The sequence below is a fragment of the Pseudomonas sp. QTF5 genome, from assembly GCF_000512695.2.
Lineage (GTDB): Bacteria > Pseudomonadota > Gammaproteobacteria > Pseudomonadales > Pseudomonadaceae > Aquipseudomonas.
Genome location: NZ_AZRW02000035.1, coordinates 48,534 through 64,763 on the forward strand (window position 1 = coordinate 48,534; position 16,230 = coordinate 64,763).

10 protein-coding genes are annotated in these 16,230 nt (G+C 59.9%); 4 read left to right on the top strand and 6 right to left on the bottom strand.

Annotated elements, in window-relative coordinates; genetic code table 11:
* The first annotated feature begins 1 nt into the window (after position 1).
* Positions 2-499, top strand: coding sequence for a GNAT family N-acetyltransferase (locus tag IC37_RS22480; RefSeq protein WP_030129597.1), 498 nt, complete (start codon positions 2-4; stop codon positions 497-499).
* A 278-nt stretch (positions 500-777) separates the two neighbouring features.
* On the opposite strand, the gene metR is transcribed toward IC37_RS22480, so the two are convergent.
* Positions 778-1,695, bottom strand: a complete 918-nt coding sequence (metR, locus tag IC37_RS22485; RefSeq protein WP_030129598.1) for a transcriptional regulator MetR — start codon at positions 1,693-1,695, stop codon at positions 778-780.
* 120 nt (positions 1,696-1,815) lie between these two features.
* Here metR and metE point away from each other — a divergent pair, with 120 nt between their 5' ends.
* Positions 1,816-4,128: a 5-methyltetrahydropteroyltriglutamate--homocysteine S-methyltransferase gene (gene metE, locus IC37_RS22490; protein WP_030129599.1), complete on the top strand. Its 2,313-nt coding sequence runs from the start codon at positions 1,816-1,818 to the stop codon at positions 4,126-4,128.
* Between the two features lie 89 nt (positions 4,129-4,217).
* Here metE and IC37_RS22495 read toward each other — a convergent pair whose 3' ends face one another.
* The gene (locus tag IC37_RS22495; RefSeq protein ID WP_030129600.1) at positions 4,218-9,452 is read right to left on the bottom strand and encodes a dermonecrotic toxin domain-containing protein; all 5,235 of its coding nucleotides are present in this window, start codon (positions 9,450-9,452) and stop codon (positions 4,218-4,220) included.
* Positions 9,453-9,671: 219 nt separating this feature from the next.
* On the opposite strand from IC37_RS22495, the gene IC37_RS22500 reads away from it, so the two are divergent.
* Complete coding sequence (locus IC37_RS22500; protein WP_177409424.1) at positions 9,672-10,691, top strand: alpha/beta fold hydrolase; 1,020 nt, start codon at positions 9,672-9,674, stop codon at positions 10,689-10,691.
* A gap of 153 nt (positions 10,692-10,844) precedes the next feature.
* Here IC37_RS22500 and IC37_RS22505 read toward each other — a convergent pair whose 3' ends face one another.
* Entirely contained in the window at positions 10,845-11,201 is a 357-nt protein-coding gene (locus IC37_RS22505; protein ID WP_030129602.1) for a DUF6124 family protein, read from the bottom strand.
* Between the two features lie 544 nt (positions 11,202-11,745).
* Between IC37_RS22505 and IC37_RS22515 the strand changes: the two genes are divergently transcribed.
* Positions 11,746-12,369, top strand: coding sequence for a DsbA family oxidoreductase (locus IC37_RS22515; protein ID WP_030129603.1), 624 nt, complete (start codon positions 11,746-11,748; stop codon positions 12,367-12,369).
* Between the two features lie 180 nt (positions 12,370-12,549).
* Here the strand turns inward: IC37_RS22515 and IC37_RS22520 are convergent, their stop codons facing one another.
* The 3 genes from IC37_RS22520 to IC37_RS22530 are packed head-to-tail and all read right to left on the bottom strand — an operon-like array spanning position 12,550 to position 16,115.
* A complete protein-coding gene (locus tag IC37_RS22520) occupies positions 12,550-12,879 on the bottom strand; it encodes a GlpM family protein (RefSeq protein WP_177409425.1) in 330 nt (109 codons plus the stop codon).
* A gap of 9 nt (positions 12,880-12,888) precedes the next feature.
* The gene (locus tag IC37_RS22525) at positions 12,889-14,217 is read right to left on the bottom strand and encodes a sigma-54 dependent transcriptional regulator (protein WP_030129605.1); all 1,329 of its coding nucleotides are present in this window, start codon (positions 14,215-14,217) and stop codon (positions 12,889-12,891) included.
* The gene (locus IC37_RS22530) at positions 14,214-16,115 is read right to left on the bottom strand and encodes a sensor histidine kinase (RefSeq protein ID WP_030129606.1); all 1,902 of its coding nucleotides are present in this window, start codon (positions 16,113-16,115) and stop codon (positions 14,214-14,216) included. Before IC37_RS22530 ends, IC37_RS22525 begins: the two co-directional genes overlap by 4 nt.
* Positions 16,116-16,230: the final 115 nt, after the last annotated feature.

Below are 16,230 nucleotides of genomic sequence, written 5' to 3' on the forward strand. Positions count from 1 at the left end.
GATGTGGATTCAACGGCTTGATGCCAGCCATGCCCTGGATTATCGGGCGCTGATGCTTGAGGCCTATGACTTGCATCCTCAGGCGTTCACTTCCAGCGTGCGCGAGCGCGCGACGATGCCGCTGAGTTGGTGGGAATCGCGGCTGACCCACAAGCTGGACCGGATTCTCGGGGTGTTCGAGGAAGGGAGGCTGGCGGGCATCGTTGGCCTGGCCTTCGAATCTCGGGAAAAGGCCCGACACAAGGCGACGCTGTTTGGCATGTACGTCACAAGCAAGGTGCGACAGCGCGGGCTCGGTTATCAACTGGTTCAGGCCGCGTTGGCTGAAGCGCAGACCCATCAGGGGCTGCGGCTGATCCAACTGACCGTCACCGCCGGCAACGAAGCCGCCTTCAAGCTGTATCAGCGCTGCGGCTTCGTGCAGTTCGGCCTGGAACCATTGGCGGTGCGGGTTGGCGAAGACTACTTCGACAAGATCCATATGTGGCGTGAGCTCTGAAACCACCCCCGATCCCTTGTAGGAGCGAGGCTTGCCCGCGAAGACGGTTTCAAATCGAACATTGATGTCGGCTGACCTACCGCTTTCGCGGGCAAGCCTCGCTCCTACACTGCAATGACCCCATTTTTTGTGAACCCCGCAGACCCAATGTGGGAGCGGGCTTGCTCGCGAAAGCGGTAGGTTAGTCAACATGTATGTTGAATATGAAACCGCTTTCGCGAGCAAGCCCGCTCCCACATTTGATCGTCATTGCCCCAACCATTTCGGGTGACAGAGCATTAGCGGACGGCACTCACCCCATCCAGCGTCGAAAACGACGTGTCCTTGGCCGTCAGCAAAAAATCGCGCATGTACGGCGCATCCAGCATGTCGGCGCGAATCCCGGCGTAGAGCGTCGCGAACAACCCTTTCTCCCCCAGTCGCTTGGCCTTCACGTAACCCCGTGAGCTGTATTCATGCAGCGCCCAATGGGGCATGCCGCAGACGCCGCGACCGCTGGCCACCAGTTGCATCATCATCACCGTCAGTTCCGATGTGCGCACCTGGGCCGGTTCGATGTCGGCTGGCTCAAGGAAGCGAGTGAAGATGTCCAGCCGATCGCGCTCCACCGGGTAGGTGATCAAGGTTTCCGTGAGCAAATCTTCGGGCACGATGTACGGCTTGCTTGCCAGGCGGTGCTGGTTAGCCACCGCGAGCATGGCTTCGTAAGTGAACAATGGCACGTAAGTAATCCCGACCAGTTCCAGCGGATCGGAGGTCACCACCAGGTCCAGATCGCCTCGGGCCAGCGCCGGCAGCGGGGCGAAGGAGAAACCCGAGGCCAGGTCCAGTTCGACTTCCGGCCAGGCATCGCGGAACTGGTCGATGGTCGGCATCAGCCACTGAAAGCAACTGTGGCACTCGATCGCCATGTGCAAACGCCCTGCGGTGCCGCCGGCCAGTCGCGCAATGTCACGCTCGGCGCCGCGCAGCATCGGCAGGGTAGCGTCGGCCAGTTGCAGCAGGCGCAAGCCGGCACTGGTGAAGCGCACCGGTTTGGTCTTGCGCACGAACAGCGGCATGCCCATGCGCTCTTCCAGTTCTTTGAACTGGTGGGACAGCGCCGACTGGGTCAGGTGCAGGCGGTCGGCCGCGTCCACCAGGCTGTCAGCTTCGCGCAAGGCGTGCAGGGTTTTCAGGTGACGGATTTCAAGCACCGGGGGCTCCATGAGGAAAACTTGTGATCAACACGAAAAGATTGAGTTTGTCTCATGTTGGGTGGGCTGTCGACAATAGCGCCATGTTTTACAGCATCTTTTATAGAGAGAACTTTCATCATGGCTCAGGCCCACACCCTTGGTTTCCCGCGTATCGGCGCTGACCGCGAACTGAAAAAAGCCCTCGAATCCTACTGGAAGGGCGACCTCGATCAGGACGCATTGAAAAGCGTCGGCCGCCAACTGCGCGCCACCCACTGGCAATTGCAGAAAGACGCCGGCATCGACCTGCTGCCCGTAGGCGACTTCGCCTGGTACGACCAGGTACTGACTCATTCTCTGACCTTCGGTGTCATCCCCGAGCGTTTCGACAGTGTCAATAATGCCAACGGCCTGCCGACGCTGGACACCCTGTTCGCCATGGCCCGTGGCGCTACCGCAGCCTGCTGCGGCGGTGAACATGGCAAGGCGCAATACGCTCAGGAACTGACCAAGTGGTTCGATACCAATTACCACTATCTGGTCCCGGAATTCACCGTAGATCAACCATTCAAACTGAGCTGGGAACAGCTGTTCGATGAAGTCGAAGAAGCCAAAGCCCTGGGCCATAACGTCAAACCGGTGATCATCGGCCCGCTGACTTATCTATGGTTGGGCAAGGCAAAGGGTGATGGCTTCGACAAACTCGACCTGCTGGAGCGCCTGCTGCCGATCTACGGCGAAATCCTCGGTCGCCTCGCCGCTCAAGGCGTGGAGTGGGTGCAGATCGACGAACCGATCCTCACCCTCGACCTGCCACAGGCCTGGAAAAATGCCTTCGAACGCGCCTATCACATCCTTCAATACTCACCGCTGAAAAAACTCGTGGCCACTTACTTCAGTGGCCTGGAAGACAACCTTGGCCTGGCAGTCGGTCTGCCGGTGCAAGGCCTGCACATCGACGCGGTGCGCGCGCCGGATCAACTCGGCCAAGTGCTGGATCGTCTGCCGACCTACAAGATTCTCTCGGTGGGCCTGGTTAACGGCCGCAACGTCTGGCGCTGCGAACTGGAGCAAGCCCTGGCCCAACTGCAACCAGCCCAGGAGCGCTTTGGCGATAACTTGTGGGTCAGCAGTTCCTGCTCGCTGTTGCACAGCCCGGTGGACCTGGACCGTGAAGACAAACTCGACCCGGAACTGAAAAGCTGGCTGGCGTTTGCCGTGCAGAAGTGCGGTGAAATCGCCGTGCTGCGTGATGCCCTCAATGATCCGCAAGCGCCGAAGGTGCAAGCCGCCCTGGCTGAAAGCCGTGCGATTCAGGCCAGCCGCGCCCAATCGCCGCGCATCCATAAAGCCGAAGTACGGACGCGTGTCAACGCCATTGGTGCGGCGGACAGCCAACGTCATTCGCCATTTGCCAAACGCATCGAACAACAACGTGCACGGTTGAAACTGCCGGCATTCCCGACCACCACCATCGGCTCGTTCCCGCAGACCGGTTCGATCCGTCTGGCGCGCCAGGCCTTCAAGCAAGGCAAGCTGTCGGCCAACGATTACACCGATGCCATGCACAGCGAAATCCGCCACGCCGTGCAAATCCAGGAACGCCTGGGCCTGGACGTGCTGGTGCACGGTGAAGCCGAGCGCAACGACATGGTTGAGTACTTCGCCGAGCAACTGGACGGCTACCTGTTCACCCGGTTCGGCTGGGTGCAGAGCTACGGTTCGCGCTGTGTCAAACCGGCGATCATTTATGGGGACTTGAGCCGTCCGAAGCCGATGACGGTCGACTGGATCACCTATGCTCAGAGCCTGACCGATAAGGTCATGAAGGGCATGCTCACCGGTCCCGTGACCATGCTGATGTGGTCGTTCCCGCGCGAAGACGTCTCGCGCAAAATTCAGGCGCAGCAACTGGCCCTGGCCTTGCGCGATGAAGTGGTGGACCTGGAAAACGCCGGCATCAAAATCGTCCAGATCGACGAAGCCGCGTTCCGCGAAGGGCTACCGCTACGCCGGGCGCAATGGCAGGAATACCTCGACTGGGCGGTGGAAGCTTTCCGCCTGAGTGCATCCGGCGTGCGGGATGAAACCCAGATCCATACCCACATGTGCTACAGCGAATTCAATGACGTGATCCAGTCCATCGCCGCCATGGACGCCGACGTGATCACCATCGAAACCTCGCGCTCGGACATGGAATTGCTGGAGGCGTTCGAAGCATTCGACTACCCGAACGACATTGGTCCGGGTGTCTACGATATTCACTCACCTCGGGTGCCGGACACGGCAGAGATGGTGAAGTTGATGAGCAAAGCGGTGAAGCGGATTGCGGCGCAGCGGTTGTGGGTAAACCCGGATTGCGGGTTGAAGACACGGGCGTGGCCGGAGACTGAGGCTGCGTTGGTGAACATGGTGGCGGCGGCTCGGCAGTTGCGTAGTCAACTGGCTTGAAATCCGCCGAAGGGAGCGGGCGGTTCCTAATGCCAGTCAGTTAAGCAATTTCAGCCGCGCCGCATCTTCTTGTCTCGCTCCTTTGCGCCTCAGAGATTGTCGAAATGAGGGAGTGCGATCGATTTTTTACCGATATCGGCGTAAGGAAGCTCTGCATCGTCGGCATGTGTCAGAAAGCGGTGCTCAGGCAACTTCAAGTGCGCTTTCTCGAATTGTCTGAACAGCGGTGTCGCACTGGAATAGTGAAAGTGTGCGTACCACAAAATCCTCGGGGGCGTTGGCGTCAGGTTCCAGACTTCATATTCCTGCATATAGTCGATTCGACCGTCCCGGCGCTTGCCAAGGTTCTTGATCGGGCTGGATTTGCGGATCTCCACCGCTTCCTGGCTTTTCAGGTCGTGGAGCATGCCGTCTGTGGGATTTTTGCTGGCCAGTGTTTGTCGGGTGCGCATTTCCCGGCCGGTAGCTTTGAGTTCACCGGCCTTGTCGCGTAGTTGCCGAATGATCGGGTTTTGCGCCTCCATCTCTTCGATGCGCAGGGCGCGACGGGTCAGCTCATCGGCTTCGCTGACCATCATGTGTTCGAGGTCGACCGGGAGCATGTCTTGTCCGGCGTAGGACTGAACCTGGGTCTGGTACGTCTGCTGGTACTCCAGACGTTTGCGGGCGTCGTCTACCCATTTCAGTAAATCTGTCTGAACGGGCGCCGATGCCTGTTCCGGCGGGTTTAGAAGACGGAACTTGCCGTTGCTGCCTTGTTCCCAGATTTCCTCGGAGCCACCCTGGCCAGTCAAAACGTATTGGCGCTTTTGAGTGGTGGATTTCCAGCGTTCAACACCGATCAGCAATTGGTCATCTTCGGTGGTGAAGACTTTTTTGTTGCTACGCCCGACGGGCGCTGGAGAAGTCGGCAGTTCCATACCCTTGAGGGCCCGTTTCGCCATCTTGTCGATCCCCGCCATCAGGGGTTCAACGGCATCCAGATGGAAGTGTTGCGGGTAGCTGGTGGTCCAGACCTTCATGTCGCGACGGAATTGCGTGTAATGCTCGAGGCATTCCTGAAGTATCCGGTTGCGCTGGGTTTTGGTGGCACTGACCTCGGGCAGGCTGTATTGCGTGAACAAGGCACGATCGACCTTGGCTCGCAGGCCTTGTGCTCGTGCTTGCAAGTAGAACCAGGACACATCGCTGATGCTGTCAAAGCGCTTGACGGTCTCCAGCAAATGACCGGTTTTCAGATAAAGCAGATTGGCTTCGCTGAGGCGTCCATTCAGCTGGGTGACTTCGGCTGTCATCTTTGCCCTGTGTGACCTGACGCTGATACGCTCGTACCAGAGGTTGAGGTCGCGCATCAAGCCTTCGATGTCATCCAGTTTTTGCAGCAGCGCCACGCGCGCCTCTCGGATCTGCTCCAGAATGTTCAGGCGCTGACTGAGTGAATCCGGCGGCAAGTTGTCCATGCGTGCGGTCAATGCATCGATTCGGTCCATGATCGGCTCGCTCCGGTGATTGACGTAGTAAACGCGATGTTTGAACCGGTCAGCCAGCAGCAGGGCGTCATTGCTCTGCATGTCGCTCAGCTCACGACGTTTGTTGCCGCGGGTCAAGGGCAGCAATTCATCCAGCGTCCGATAATGTCGGCTGGCTATTTCAATATCGCCGATACACGCGGATTCGGCGGCCGCCATCAGTGCCGGGCGATCTGCCGCGGCGCTGTTGACATATTTTTCGATCGGGACAGCGCTCTGCGAGAACTGTTCATTGAGTCGCAGGGCAAGGTCATCGGCTGCGTCGGTCAGTTGGTTATGACGACGATAAGCCTGATCGGCCCACCAGCGTGGCAACCGTTGGCGAATGGCTTGCGGCCAGAGTGGGTCGAGCCCGTTAGCCATGTGCCCGAGAACCGCTCCTCCACCGAGCCCACCGCCTTCGAAGATCGTCCCATGGACGCCAAACCAGGTGTCCCATTGGCCGTTTTCATTCAGTGCAATCGGCTGTTTGTAGGTTTTTATCCGGCTGCCGCTCAAGCGCCAGTTGCGCGAGTCCTTGCTGAACTCGACCTGAAAGATCCGCCCCTGACGGACGATAAAGTCGCCGTCGGCGTGCCGGTAGATATCGCGGTACATGCCATGGCTGGCCGGTTGCAGCCCTGACAGCGAGATCGGTTGTTCATATTCGTAACCGGCGAAACGCTGGACTGTCCGCCGAGCCTGGTGCAGCGAGGGTGCCTGCAACGCTGCCGCGGTTCTGGCCAGCCGCTGCAACTGGCGGGTACGTGTCAGCGCGCGCGCGGTCCGGGACAGCACAGAGGTGGCTGCCTCGCCCGGGAGCAGGTCCATGGCCGCGTCGATCAAGGACAGCAGCACCGATTCGATCTCAGTCAGGCCATCACCGACGTCGCCCCGCAGAAATGCCGCGACGGCCTGATTGGCGCTGGTCCACGCATCGTAGAGGGCGAAAGCGGTACCGATGAAAGGCAGCACGCCCAACGCCATTTTCAGGTAGTTGAACGCACGCGGGCCTGACAGTGCGTAACGCTCCATGTACAGCGCATCGTTGGAGCGGGACGTCCCGCGATGGGCCTCGATCAGGCGCCCCATATGGGCATTGAGCAAGTGCGCGGCGAACGAGGTGGTTACCGGCCAGCGCATGCCGACTCCGATCATGGCGTCGTAATGCTTGAGCATCGCCTGATTGATGCGGCTTTCATGGGCGCGGACGTTGCCGTGCAAGGCCCGGCCGGCCAGGTAGCTGACCATCTCGCTGCGCAGGCACAAATTGAACAGGGCCTTGCGCGCGGCTTCCAGGCTGTCGTAGCGGCGCAGAAACTGTCCATCGGGCCGATCAGGCAGATAAAGCAAGGTCGTGCCGCTGACTTGATCGTTGATGAAGGTTACGCCGGGCAGGGTCACTGGCCCCTCATTGGGCGTGTCCTTATCGCCTGCCCTGAGGAAGGCCGGCAGAATCACCACGCGTTTACCGTCGGCATTCCAGGCGTCGGCGCTGTTGGCGTCGATGGCGAGGTTGAGGATTTTCAGGTCGTACTCCCGGATCTGTCGTTGCAGACGCGCGCATTCGCCTTGCAGCTTGAGCATCAGGCGCCAGGGTTCAAGCAGGCATTCACGGCGATGTTCCCGGACGAATTGGGCCTCGCTGATCGAGCCCATGAAGGTGTCCTGGATCAGTTGTTCGTAGGCCTTGGGCAGGTCCAGTTCCGGTAATAAGGTTTTCAGATAGGCATGGGTAATGCCGGCGGTCAGTCTTCGGCGTTCATCTTCATCTGCAGTGGTGACTTCCACCCGCATGAAGCTCAACCGTAGAGAAAGGGGCTCCAGTTGCATCGATGGGGTGTTGTCGATATTGAGCTGGGCCAGCTCCTCGAGGGACATTTTGCTGCGCGTGGCACTGGGGACTGCCACCAGTTTCTGGGGCGTTCCTGGCGCTGGGGCACTCATCACATGTTTTTGCAGGCTGACCGAGTCGGGCAGGTCCAGCTGCACCTGGAAATGGCCCTGGATCGAAAAGTCCCGGCGCAGGCGGGCCTGCAAGTGTTGCCGGGTGAAGTCATCGCGCGGCATCAGGGCCACGGTCAGCAGTTCGTGGCTGCGGCGCATCGCCGGGATGTACGCTTCGATCAGGCCCTTGAGCCCCACGCGCTCAGCCTCGGACAGTTTGCCGAGCCAGTCCGGCAGATGGGTGGCCAAGGCGCCCGTGCGGCTTTGCTCCAGGTGATGCGCAAAGGCCAGACTCCTGGCGGCGTGTACCGGAACCTGCAAGGCGGCGAGGGAACGTTGGCGTAGGCTTTCCAGCTCATCGGCACGCTGAGCTGCCGTCTGAGTATAACGTTGGCGTATCTCGCCGGCCTGTTCTTCGAAGTGAGTAGTCAGTGTGTTCAGTGCGTAGCGCAGCGGGTCGCCACTGATTTTTTTCAGCTGCAACGCCAGCCGGTTATCCGGTTGTTGAATCATGAACACCTGCCGCTCAAGCGCTCTCCGGTTGTCGAACCGTTGCAATCCACCGCCGTTGCCGGGCCAGTAAAGCAGCAGACTGTGTGGCGAATCGGCATCGAGCAGGGCGTCCGCCCGGGTGATGACGAACGGGCCGTTGAGTTCCTGGGCGGTGACTGCGGTTTGGTCACCGTTGTGTTCGGTCATCGACAGGGTCAGGCTGGCGGCCACCCGATCAGGGGCGGGATCGTCGGGTGTGTCCAGCACGGCTTTGAGCAGGCTGCAGTCATCGTCGCTCAGCTGTTTGAGGGCCAGTTGCAGCCCGACCTCGGCATGCAGCCCGGCCTTGTGGGCCTGGTGGAGGGCAGTGAATTGTCGATTGAGGGTGACCATATCGAAGGTTCGCGCCCGGTAAAGCAGGGCAGACGCGGCCGTGTCGGCGTCTTGTTCCGCAGTTTCCAGTGACTTGTGCGAGTCCTTTAAGGATTGCAGGGCGTCACTGTCGGCAGAATCTCCCAACAGCGTTTCCAGTGCGTCTCGTTGCCTGCTCAGGGCGGCCTGGCGCAGGGGCAAAGGAATGTCTGCGTACAAACTGCCAAACCAGGATGGCTCGTCGAGCTCGGCAGTCGGGGTTGATACCGCACTTTCGGTATCTGGTGGGGAGGCAAAGAAAACAGTGCCTGCGTGCGGCGGATGTGAAAGCAGATCGGTGATACCCGCTGTCAGTGGCTGGGTCCTGGCGCTGTATTCGAAGCGGATGTCATCGTCGGGAAGGCCCTGCGGGATGAGTGATTGTCGCGACAGCCAGGCCTCCATGTCACTGCGCTGTTCGAAGACCTGAAGGGCAACAGGTCGACAGGGCAGATACAGCACCTGCGCGACGGGGAGGGTACTACTCCCCATGCTGATGACCCAGGTGGCGCTGAGCTTTATTGTGCCGCCGTCGCTCAACACCAGGGTCGGTTGCTCGCAATGGACGGGCTGATCGTTGGGGGGCGGCTCAGCGCCAGGAGAATCCATGATCGACAGCAGCAGCTTCAACTGTTCCGCGCTCAGGGTTCTGCGGGCAAATGCCACTTTTGCGTTGGCCTCGAAATGGCTGCGGTACAACTGACCCGCCCGCTCGCGCCGTGATACCGGCGTATAGGGTGCTCGGGCCTGCCAATAAGCGTTCCAGCGTTGCTGGAGCGATGCATCAGGAGGCTGGTTTTTCACTGGCGCGGCGGCGAACAGCTCGCGCAACGCCCGAGTGCAATCGCGCCACTGTGTCGAGGCGCTTAGCAGCAGGCTTTCATCGGGATTGTTCTTCAGAGGCGCATTCGCCGCGATGGTGATCGGTGGGGGCATCGGCAGGGCGCTGAGGATTTTTTCATTCATGGCAGTGTGGTTCTATCAGGAGAGCGGCCTATCCGCTCTGCAGAAGCGCCATTAAAAGAAACTCGCCAGCGTCTGTGGCACTACATAGTTATCGCATCGACCATTGGGCAATATTCATCAAACTGTCACGCAACTGTGGCAGCGCGTTTGAACAAACTTCATCAGACTCGCGCTCTACTGGAGTTCTGCGTTTCGGTGTTTTTCATGCGTGCTTTATTCTTGTCGGCGGCCACTTTTCTGGCCGCTTTATTGTTCAGCCTGTCGTCTTTTGCGGCGTCTCGTTGCGATGTCAATGTTCCGACCGAGCGGGTCGATCTGGAGCAGGTGAGCCTGGCCTACCAGAGCATTGGCCGTGCCTCGGACCCTGCGTTGTTGTTGGTGATGGGGTTGGGCGGGCAGTTGATTCACTGGCCGGACGAGGTGGTGGTCGCGTTGTGTCAGCAGGGTTTTCGGGTGATTCGCTATGACAATCGCGATGTCGGGCTCTCGACCTGGCGGCAAGCGCCCGTCGAGGCCAACCTGACCTTCGAAGTGCTGCGCTACAAACTCGGCTTGCCGGTCTCGGCGCCGTACACCCTGACCGACATGGCGGACGATGCCTTTGGGCTGATGGATGCCTTGCATGTCGAGCAATTCCACGTACTGGGCGCGAGCATGGGCGGGATGATCGCTCAGCATATGGCGGCCATGGCACCGCAACGTGTCGAGAGCCTGACCTTGCTGATGACCAGCTCGGGTGCCGAAGGTTTGCCGGCGCCGAGTGCCGCGCTGGTGCAGTTACTCGCGCGACGCGGCGCGCCGAATCGCGAAGTGGCGCTGGAGCAACAGGCCGATTTGCTGGCGGCGCTGGGTAGCCCGGCGGTGAGCGATGACCGGCAGGCGTTGTTGCAGCAGGCGGCGCAGTCCTATGATCGGGCGTTCAACCCGGAGGGCGTGAAGCGTCAGATCATGGCGATCCTCGCCGAACGGAGCCGCGTGGCGCTGCTCAACCAATTGCGGGTGCCGACGCTGGTGGTTCACGGCACCGCCGATCCGTTGCTGCCGGTGATGCATGGCGTGCATCTGGCGGCGCATATCCGTGGCAGTCAGTTGAAGCTGATTCCGGGGCTGGCTCATCGTTTCCAGGAAGCTTTCAAGGCGCCGTTACTGGCGGCGGTGTTGCCGTACTTGCAGGCCCATCGCGAGGATACTTCGCATTGGGCGCAGATCGATCCATTGGCCGAGCATAATCTTCTGTAACACCCCAATCCAAACTGTGGGAGCGGGCTTGCTCGCGAAAGCGGTGTATCAGTCAAAGCAGATGTCGACTGACACACCGCTTTCGCGAGCAAGCCCGCTCCCACATTTGATCTTCTGTGCTAGTGGAACCTCATTGGTCAGTCAGGTCGCCAATTACGTTGGAACGAAGTTATCCAGCATCCGGTTCACCGCCAGTTCACCCAACATGACGGAGTTCTGGATGCCGAGCACGGTGTTGCGCTGCGGGCCGTTCAGCATCCCCGCGAAATCACTCAACATCACGCTCGCCGCCGCCAGTGATTCGCAGGCGTTGACCAGCAGGGTTTCGTTATCGGCGTCGGGGGCGACGGAGTAAAGGGTGCTGGGTTTGCGTGGGGTATCTTTGGGAATGACCGGTTTGAGGTAGTAATCGAGGGCGCGGTCGGCGGCTTCGTTGAGCTTTTTGGAGCCTGGGGTTTCGTACGGGGAAACGTCGTCGGTTTCCGGTGGGTTTGGAGTGATTTTGAACATTGAACTGGTACTCCTGTTAGTAGAGCTGCAACTCATCTCGCTACTAAACGGAATGGGGAGGCAGCTGTGCACAAGTTAGTAGACCGGCCTCCAGTCAAAACCGGCGCGCCCGAGGGCACCATGCGCACAGCCACCATCAAGTGCAGGCGAATGCCTGACTGGATGACACTTATGCGACCGGAAAGAAATGCCGGGCTACTAAACCCGATCACTGGGAATCAGTGACACGAACCAAGTTACCGACGGGCCTCAAGGCGCACAAGCCGGCGGATTCTGACGTGGTTGTAGGCGTCGGCGCAAGGCGCTGTAGCTTTCAGGAAGTAACGCTAAACAGAACTAAACACGCCCTCCCAAACACCCCAAAACCTGTGGGAGCGGGCTTGCTCGCGAATGCGGTGCTTCAGTCAAAGCAGATATCGACTGACACGACGCCTTCGCGAGCAAGCCCGCTCCCACAGGTGGAATAGTGGAACGGCTGCCACCTCGGACCTGTCAGGTGTATCGTTCAAACTTTCCGGCGCGATCCAATCCTGCGAGGTGTGTGATGAGTACCCCCCTGAAAATCGATTTCGTCAGCGACGTGTCTTGCCCCTGGTGCGTCGTTGGTCTGTATAGCCTGACCCGTGCCCTGGATTTGCTCGGCGACGAAGTCCGGGCCGAGATCCGTTTCCAGCCGTTCGAACTGAACCCGAAGATGGGCCCCGAAGGCCAGAACATCACCGAACACATCACCGAGAAATACGGCTCGACGCCTGAGCAATCGCAGAAGAACCGCGAAACGATCCGCGCGCGTGGCGCCGAGGTCGGGTTTGCCTTTCGCACGGACGGCAACAGCCGTATCTACAACACTTTCGATGCTCACCGCTTACTGCACTGGGCGGGGTTGGAAGGGTTGCAGTTCAACCTGAAAGACGCACTGTTCAAGGCGTATTTCACCGAGGGCGGCAATCCGTCCGATCACGGGCAATTGGCGCAGATCGCTGAAAGCGTGGGGCTGGATCGACAGAGGGCCGAGGCGATTCTGGCGTCCGATGAATTTGCGAAAGAGGTTCGCGAAGAAGAACAGTTGTGGTTATCGCGCGGGGTGAGTTCCGTGCCGACGGTGGAGACATTTGTCGGTGCGATTCGCCAGATCATGAGTGAAGCCAAGGGCGGGACGGTGAGCTGAAATTGTGGCGAGAGCTTGCTCCCGCTGGGCTGCGAAGCAGCCCCAATAACAACGAACTGTTTCCGTCAGGCACACTGAGCACATCGGTTTTGCGGCTGCTGCGCACCCGAGCGGGAGCAAGCTCCCTCGCCACAGTTCACAGTTCACAAGTCACAAGTCACAAGTCACAAGGGTGGATGGTCAGGCGTGCAAGCGAACCCACACGCTGACCAACACCGTCGCCGCCATCAACCACGCCACCGCAGCCACCGCCAGAGAAGCCTCCAGCCGCATCCGGTCGACCATCACATACAAGGTCGCCAGGTAGACGAAGTACGGAATGATCGACCACATGCCAAATACGATGGTGGTCTTCAGATCATCCAGCGAGCGTCCTTTGCCGACGATGTAATGAGCGATCAGCGCAAAGGTCGGAAACAGCGGCACCAGGCCTGCGATGTAATAGTTTTTGGTCTTGGCCAGCATGGCGAGGATTACCACCACCGCCGCGCCCAGGGCTGCTTTGAAAATCAGGTCCATTTAATGGCTCAGCCCGTATTTCTTCACTTTGTCGAACAGCGTGGTCTTGGCCATCCCCAGTTCCAGACTGGCCTGGGTCAGGTTGCCGCCGCTGCGCTGCAAGGCGTCGCTGAGCAGGTTGCGTTCGAAGGCTTCCACCGCCTCGGCGAAGGCCAGGCCCTGATTGCTGCCATTGGTGCCGGATTTTTTGAAGGCCGGCAGGCCCAATGCGAAACGTTCGGCGACGTTGCGCAATTCGCGCACGTTGCCTGGCCAATCGTGGCTCATCAGGTTCGACAGGGTCTGGTTGTCCATATCTGGCACGGCGCGGTCGAAGCGCAGGGATGACTGCTGCAAAAAGTATTCGAACAGTTGCAGGATGTCTTCGCGGCGTTCGCGCAGCGGCGGCAGTTCCAGGGTCACTACGTTCAGGCGGTAATACAAGTCGCTGCGAAACTCGCCGGCCTTGCTCGATTCATCCAGGTCGGACTTGGTTGCGGCGATCACCCGACAATCCACCGCCACGCTCTGGTTCGAGCCGAGGCGTTCGAGGGTGCGTTCCTGCAATACCCGCAGCAGTTTGATCTGCAACGGCAGCGGCATGCTTTCCACTTCATCGAGGAACAGCGTGCCGCCATCGGCGTGTTCGATCTTGCCGATCCGCCGCTTGCCGGCACCGGTGAAGGCGTTGGCCTCGTGGCCGAAGATTTCACTTTCGAACAGGTTCTCTGGCAGGCCACCGCAGTTCAGCGCGACGAACTGTTTGGTGTGCCGGCGGCTGAAATCGTGCAGGCAGCGCGCAACCAATTCCTTGCCGGTACCAGTCTCGCCTTCGATCAGCACGTTGGCCGAGGTATCGGCGACGTTGGCGATTAGTTCGCGCAGGTTCTGCATGGCCGGCGAGCGCCCGATGATCCGACCTTCGAGCGAATCCCGCTCGAACAGTTGTCGACGTAACGACGACACTTCCCGCGCCAGGCTGCGTTGCTCCAGCGCGCGGCGGGCGACGTCCACCAGGCGTTCGGGGGAGAAGGGTTTCTCCATGAAGTCATAGGCGCCTTTTTGCATCGCGCCGACGGCCATCGAGATGTCGCCGTGGCCGGTAATCAGCACCACTGGCAGGCTGCGATCGCGGGCCTTGAGCCGGGTCAGCAGCTCCAGGCCATCGATACCCGGCAGGCGGATGTCACTGATGACGATGCCGGCGAAGTTATCGCCAACCCGCTCCAGCGCTTCTTCGGCGCTGCCGACACCCACGCAGGGAATGTCTTCCAGGGTCAGCGCCTGTTGGCAACCGAGCAGGACATGGGGGTCGTCTTCGACGATCAGCACACTAAGGTCGTTGTTCATATTGGCTCGGCGGGAGTGGGGCTTACCAACGGTAAACTGAGGACGAAGGTGGTACCACCGCTGGCCGGGTGTTCGACACCCAGATGCCCGCCGGTGGCGGCGGCCAGGCTGGCTGAAAGCGTCAGGCCGAGGCCCAGGCCCTGTTCGCCGGGTTTGGTGGTGAAGAACGGTTCGAATAGATGCTTGCGCGCTTCGGCATCGATGCCGTGGCCGTTGTCGCGCACCCGCAGGCGATATTTGCCGTCAAATTCCTCGCCTTCGAGCCACAACGCCGGTTGGGGCTGCGATTGCATGGCGTCGAGCGCGTTGCCTATCAGGTTGACCAGGATCTGCTCCAGACGAGTCTGGTCGATCTGCACCTGTACGTCTTCGAGGTCGCGATGCAATTGCAGATGCGCGCTTTCCATCCGGCTGCCCAGCAATTGCAGGGCGGCGTCTACGGCTTTGCCAAAGCTGGCCTGGCCCTTGTCATCACCGCGCCTGGCGAAGGAACGCAGGCTGGCGGTGATCCGGCCCATGCGGTCGATCAGTTCATTGATGGTCTTGAGGTTGGTGCTGGCCACATCCAGCTGACCGCGTTCCAGAAAGCGCACGGTATTGCCGGACAAGGTCCGCAAGGCGGCCAGCGGCTGGTTCAATTCGTGGGCGATGCTGGTGGACATCTGGCCGATGGCCGCCAGTTTGCCGGCCTGGACCAGTTCATCCTGGGCGCGGCGCAACGTCTCTTCGGCCTGTCGGCGTTCACGGATCTGGCCCTTGAGCCGTTCGTTGCTGGCGCGCAGGTCGGTGGTGCGTTCGGTAATCCGACGCTCCAGTTGATTGTTGGCTTCCTGCAAGGCTTCCCGCGCCGCGAGACGGGTGGCGATGACTTTGCGCCGCTCGTTCCAGGCGATCAGCAGAAACGCCACCAGGGCAAACGCCACCGCCACCAGAATCCCCTGATTGATCGCTTCACGCCGCAAATCCTTCAGGGGGGTGAGCAGGGTGAAGTTCCATGGGGTGTCGCTCAGTGGCCGGGTTTGCGAGAGGTAGCTGATGTTCTCTTCATCGGACATCAATTCGCTGTTGGCGGGGAAGGTCAGCTTTTCCTCACCTTCGGCGAGTTTCTCCCGCGCCAGCGGTTGCAGTTCATTCAGCGGAAACCAGTAATACTGCAGGCTACGGGCCAGTTTTTCCTTGGTTTCCTCGCTCAATGGCACAACCGATTTAAGCCGCCGCGCCGGATCGCTGGAGAGAATGATGATGCCGTTCTCGTCGCTGACGAAGGCTTCCAGGCGCGCGCGCTGCCAGCGTTCTTCCATGGCTTCGAGGCGGACCTTGACCACGGCGACGCCGATGATCTTGCCGTGCTCTTCCAGGCCATGAGCCAGGTAATAGCCGGGTTCGCCGCTGGTGCTGCCGATGCCATAGAAACGCCCCGGCTGACCGCGCACGGCGTTCTGGAAATAGGCGCGGAAGGACAGATCCTCACCGAGATAACTGTCGACATCACGCCAGTTGCTGGTGGCCAGTACGCGACCGGTGGTGTCCATCACATAAATGGCCCGACTGCGGCTGCGCCGGTTCAGGCCTTCAAGGTATTCGTTAACCGTCTGCCGGTGTTCCGGTGACGTGTCGGCCAGCAGTTTTGAAACACTGGATTCGAGTTCCAGCAGGCTGGGCAGGTAGGTGTACTTGCTGATCTCGCTCTCGACGGCGCGGGCGTGCAGTTCCAACTGACGCTGGCCATTCTCGCTGAGGCTGCGAATTCCGTAGTGTTCACTGACCCAGAAGCCGATGTAACCCAATCCGATCATCAGGGCGATGACCAGCGGCGGCAGGAACAGATGGCGAATCAAACGGGGTTTCACGGCGAGTGATGGCGGCGCGGCGCGATAGAGAGTGGAGTCGCATTTCATCACAGATGCCTTGGGTCAACCACAACACAAATCTCCAAGACACCACCGACCCAATGTGGGAGCGGGCTTGATCTGGTCCAGTAATTTTGGACATTATTTTCGGTTCTCACGCCGC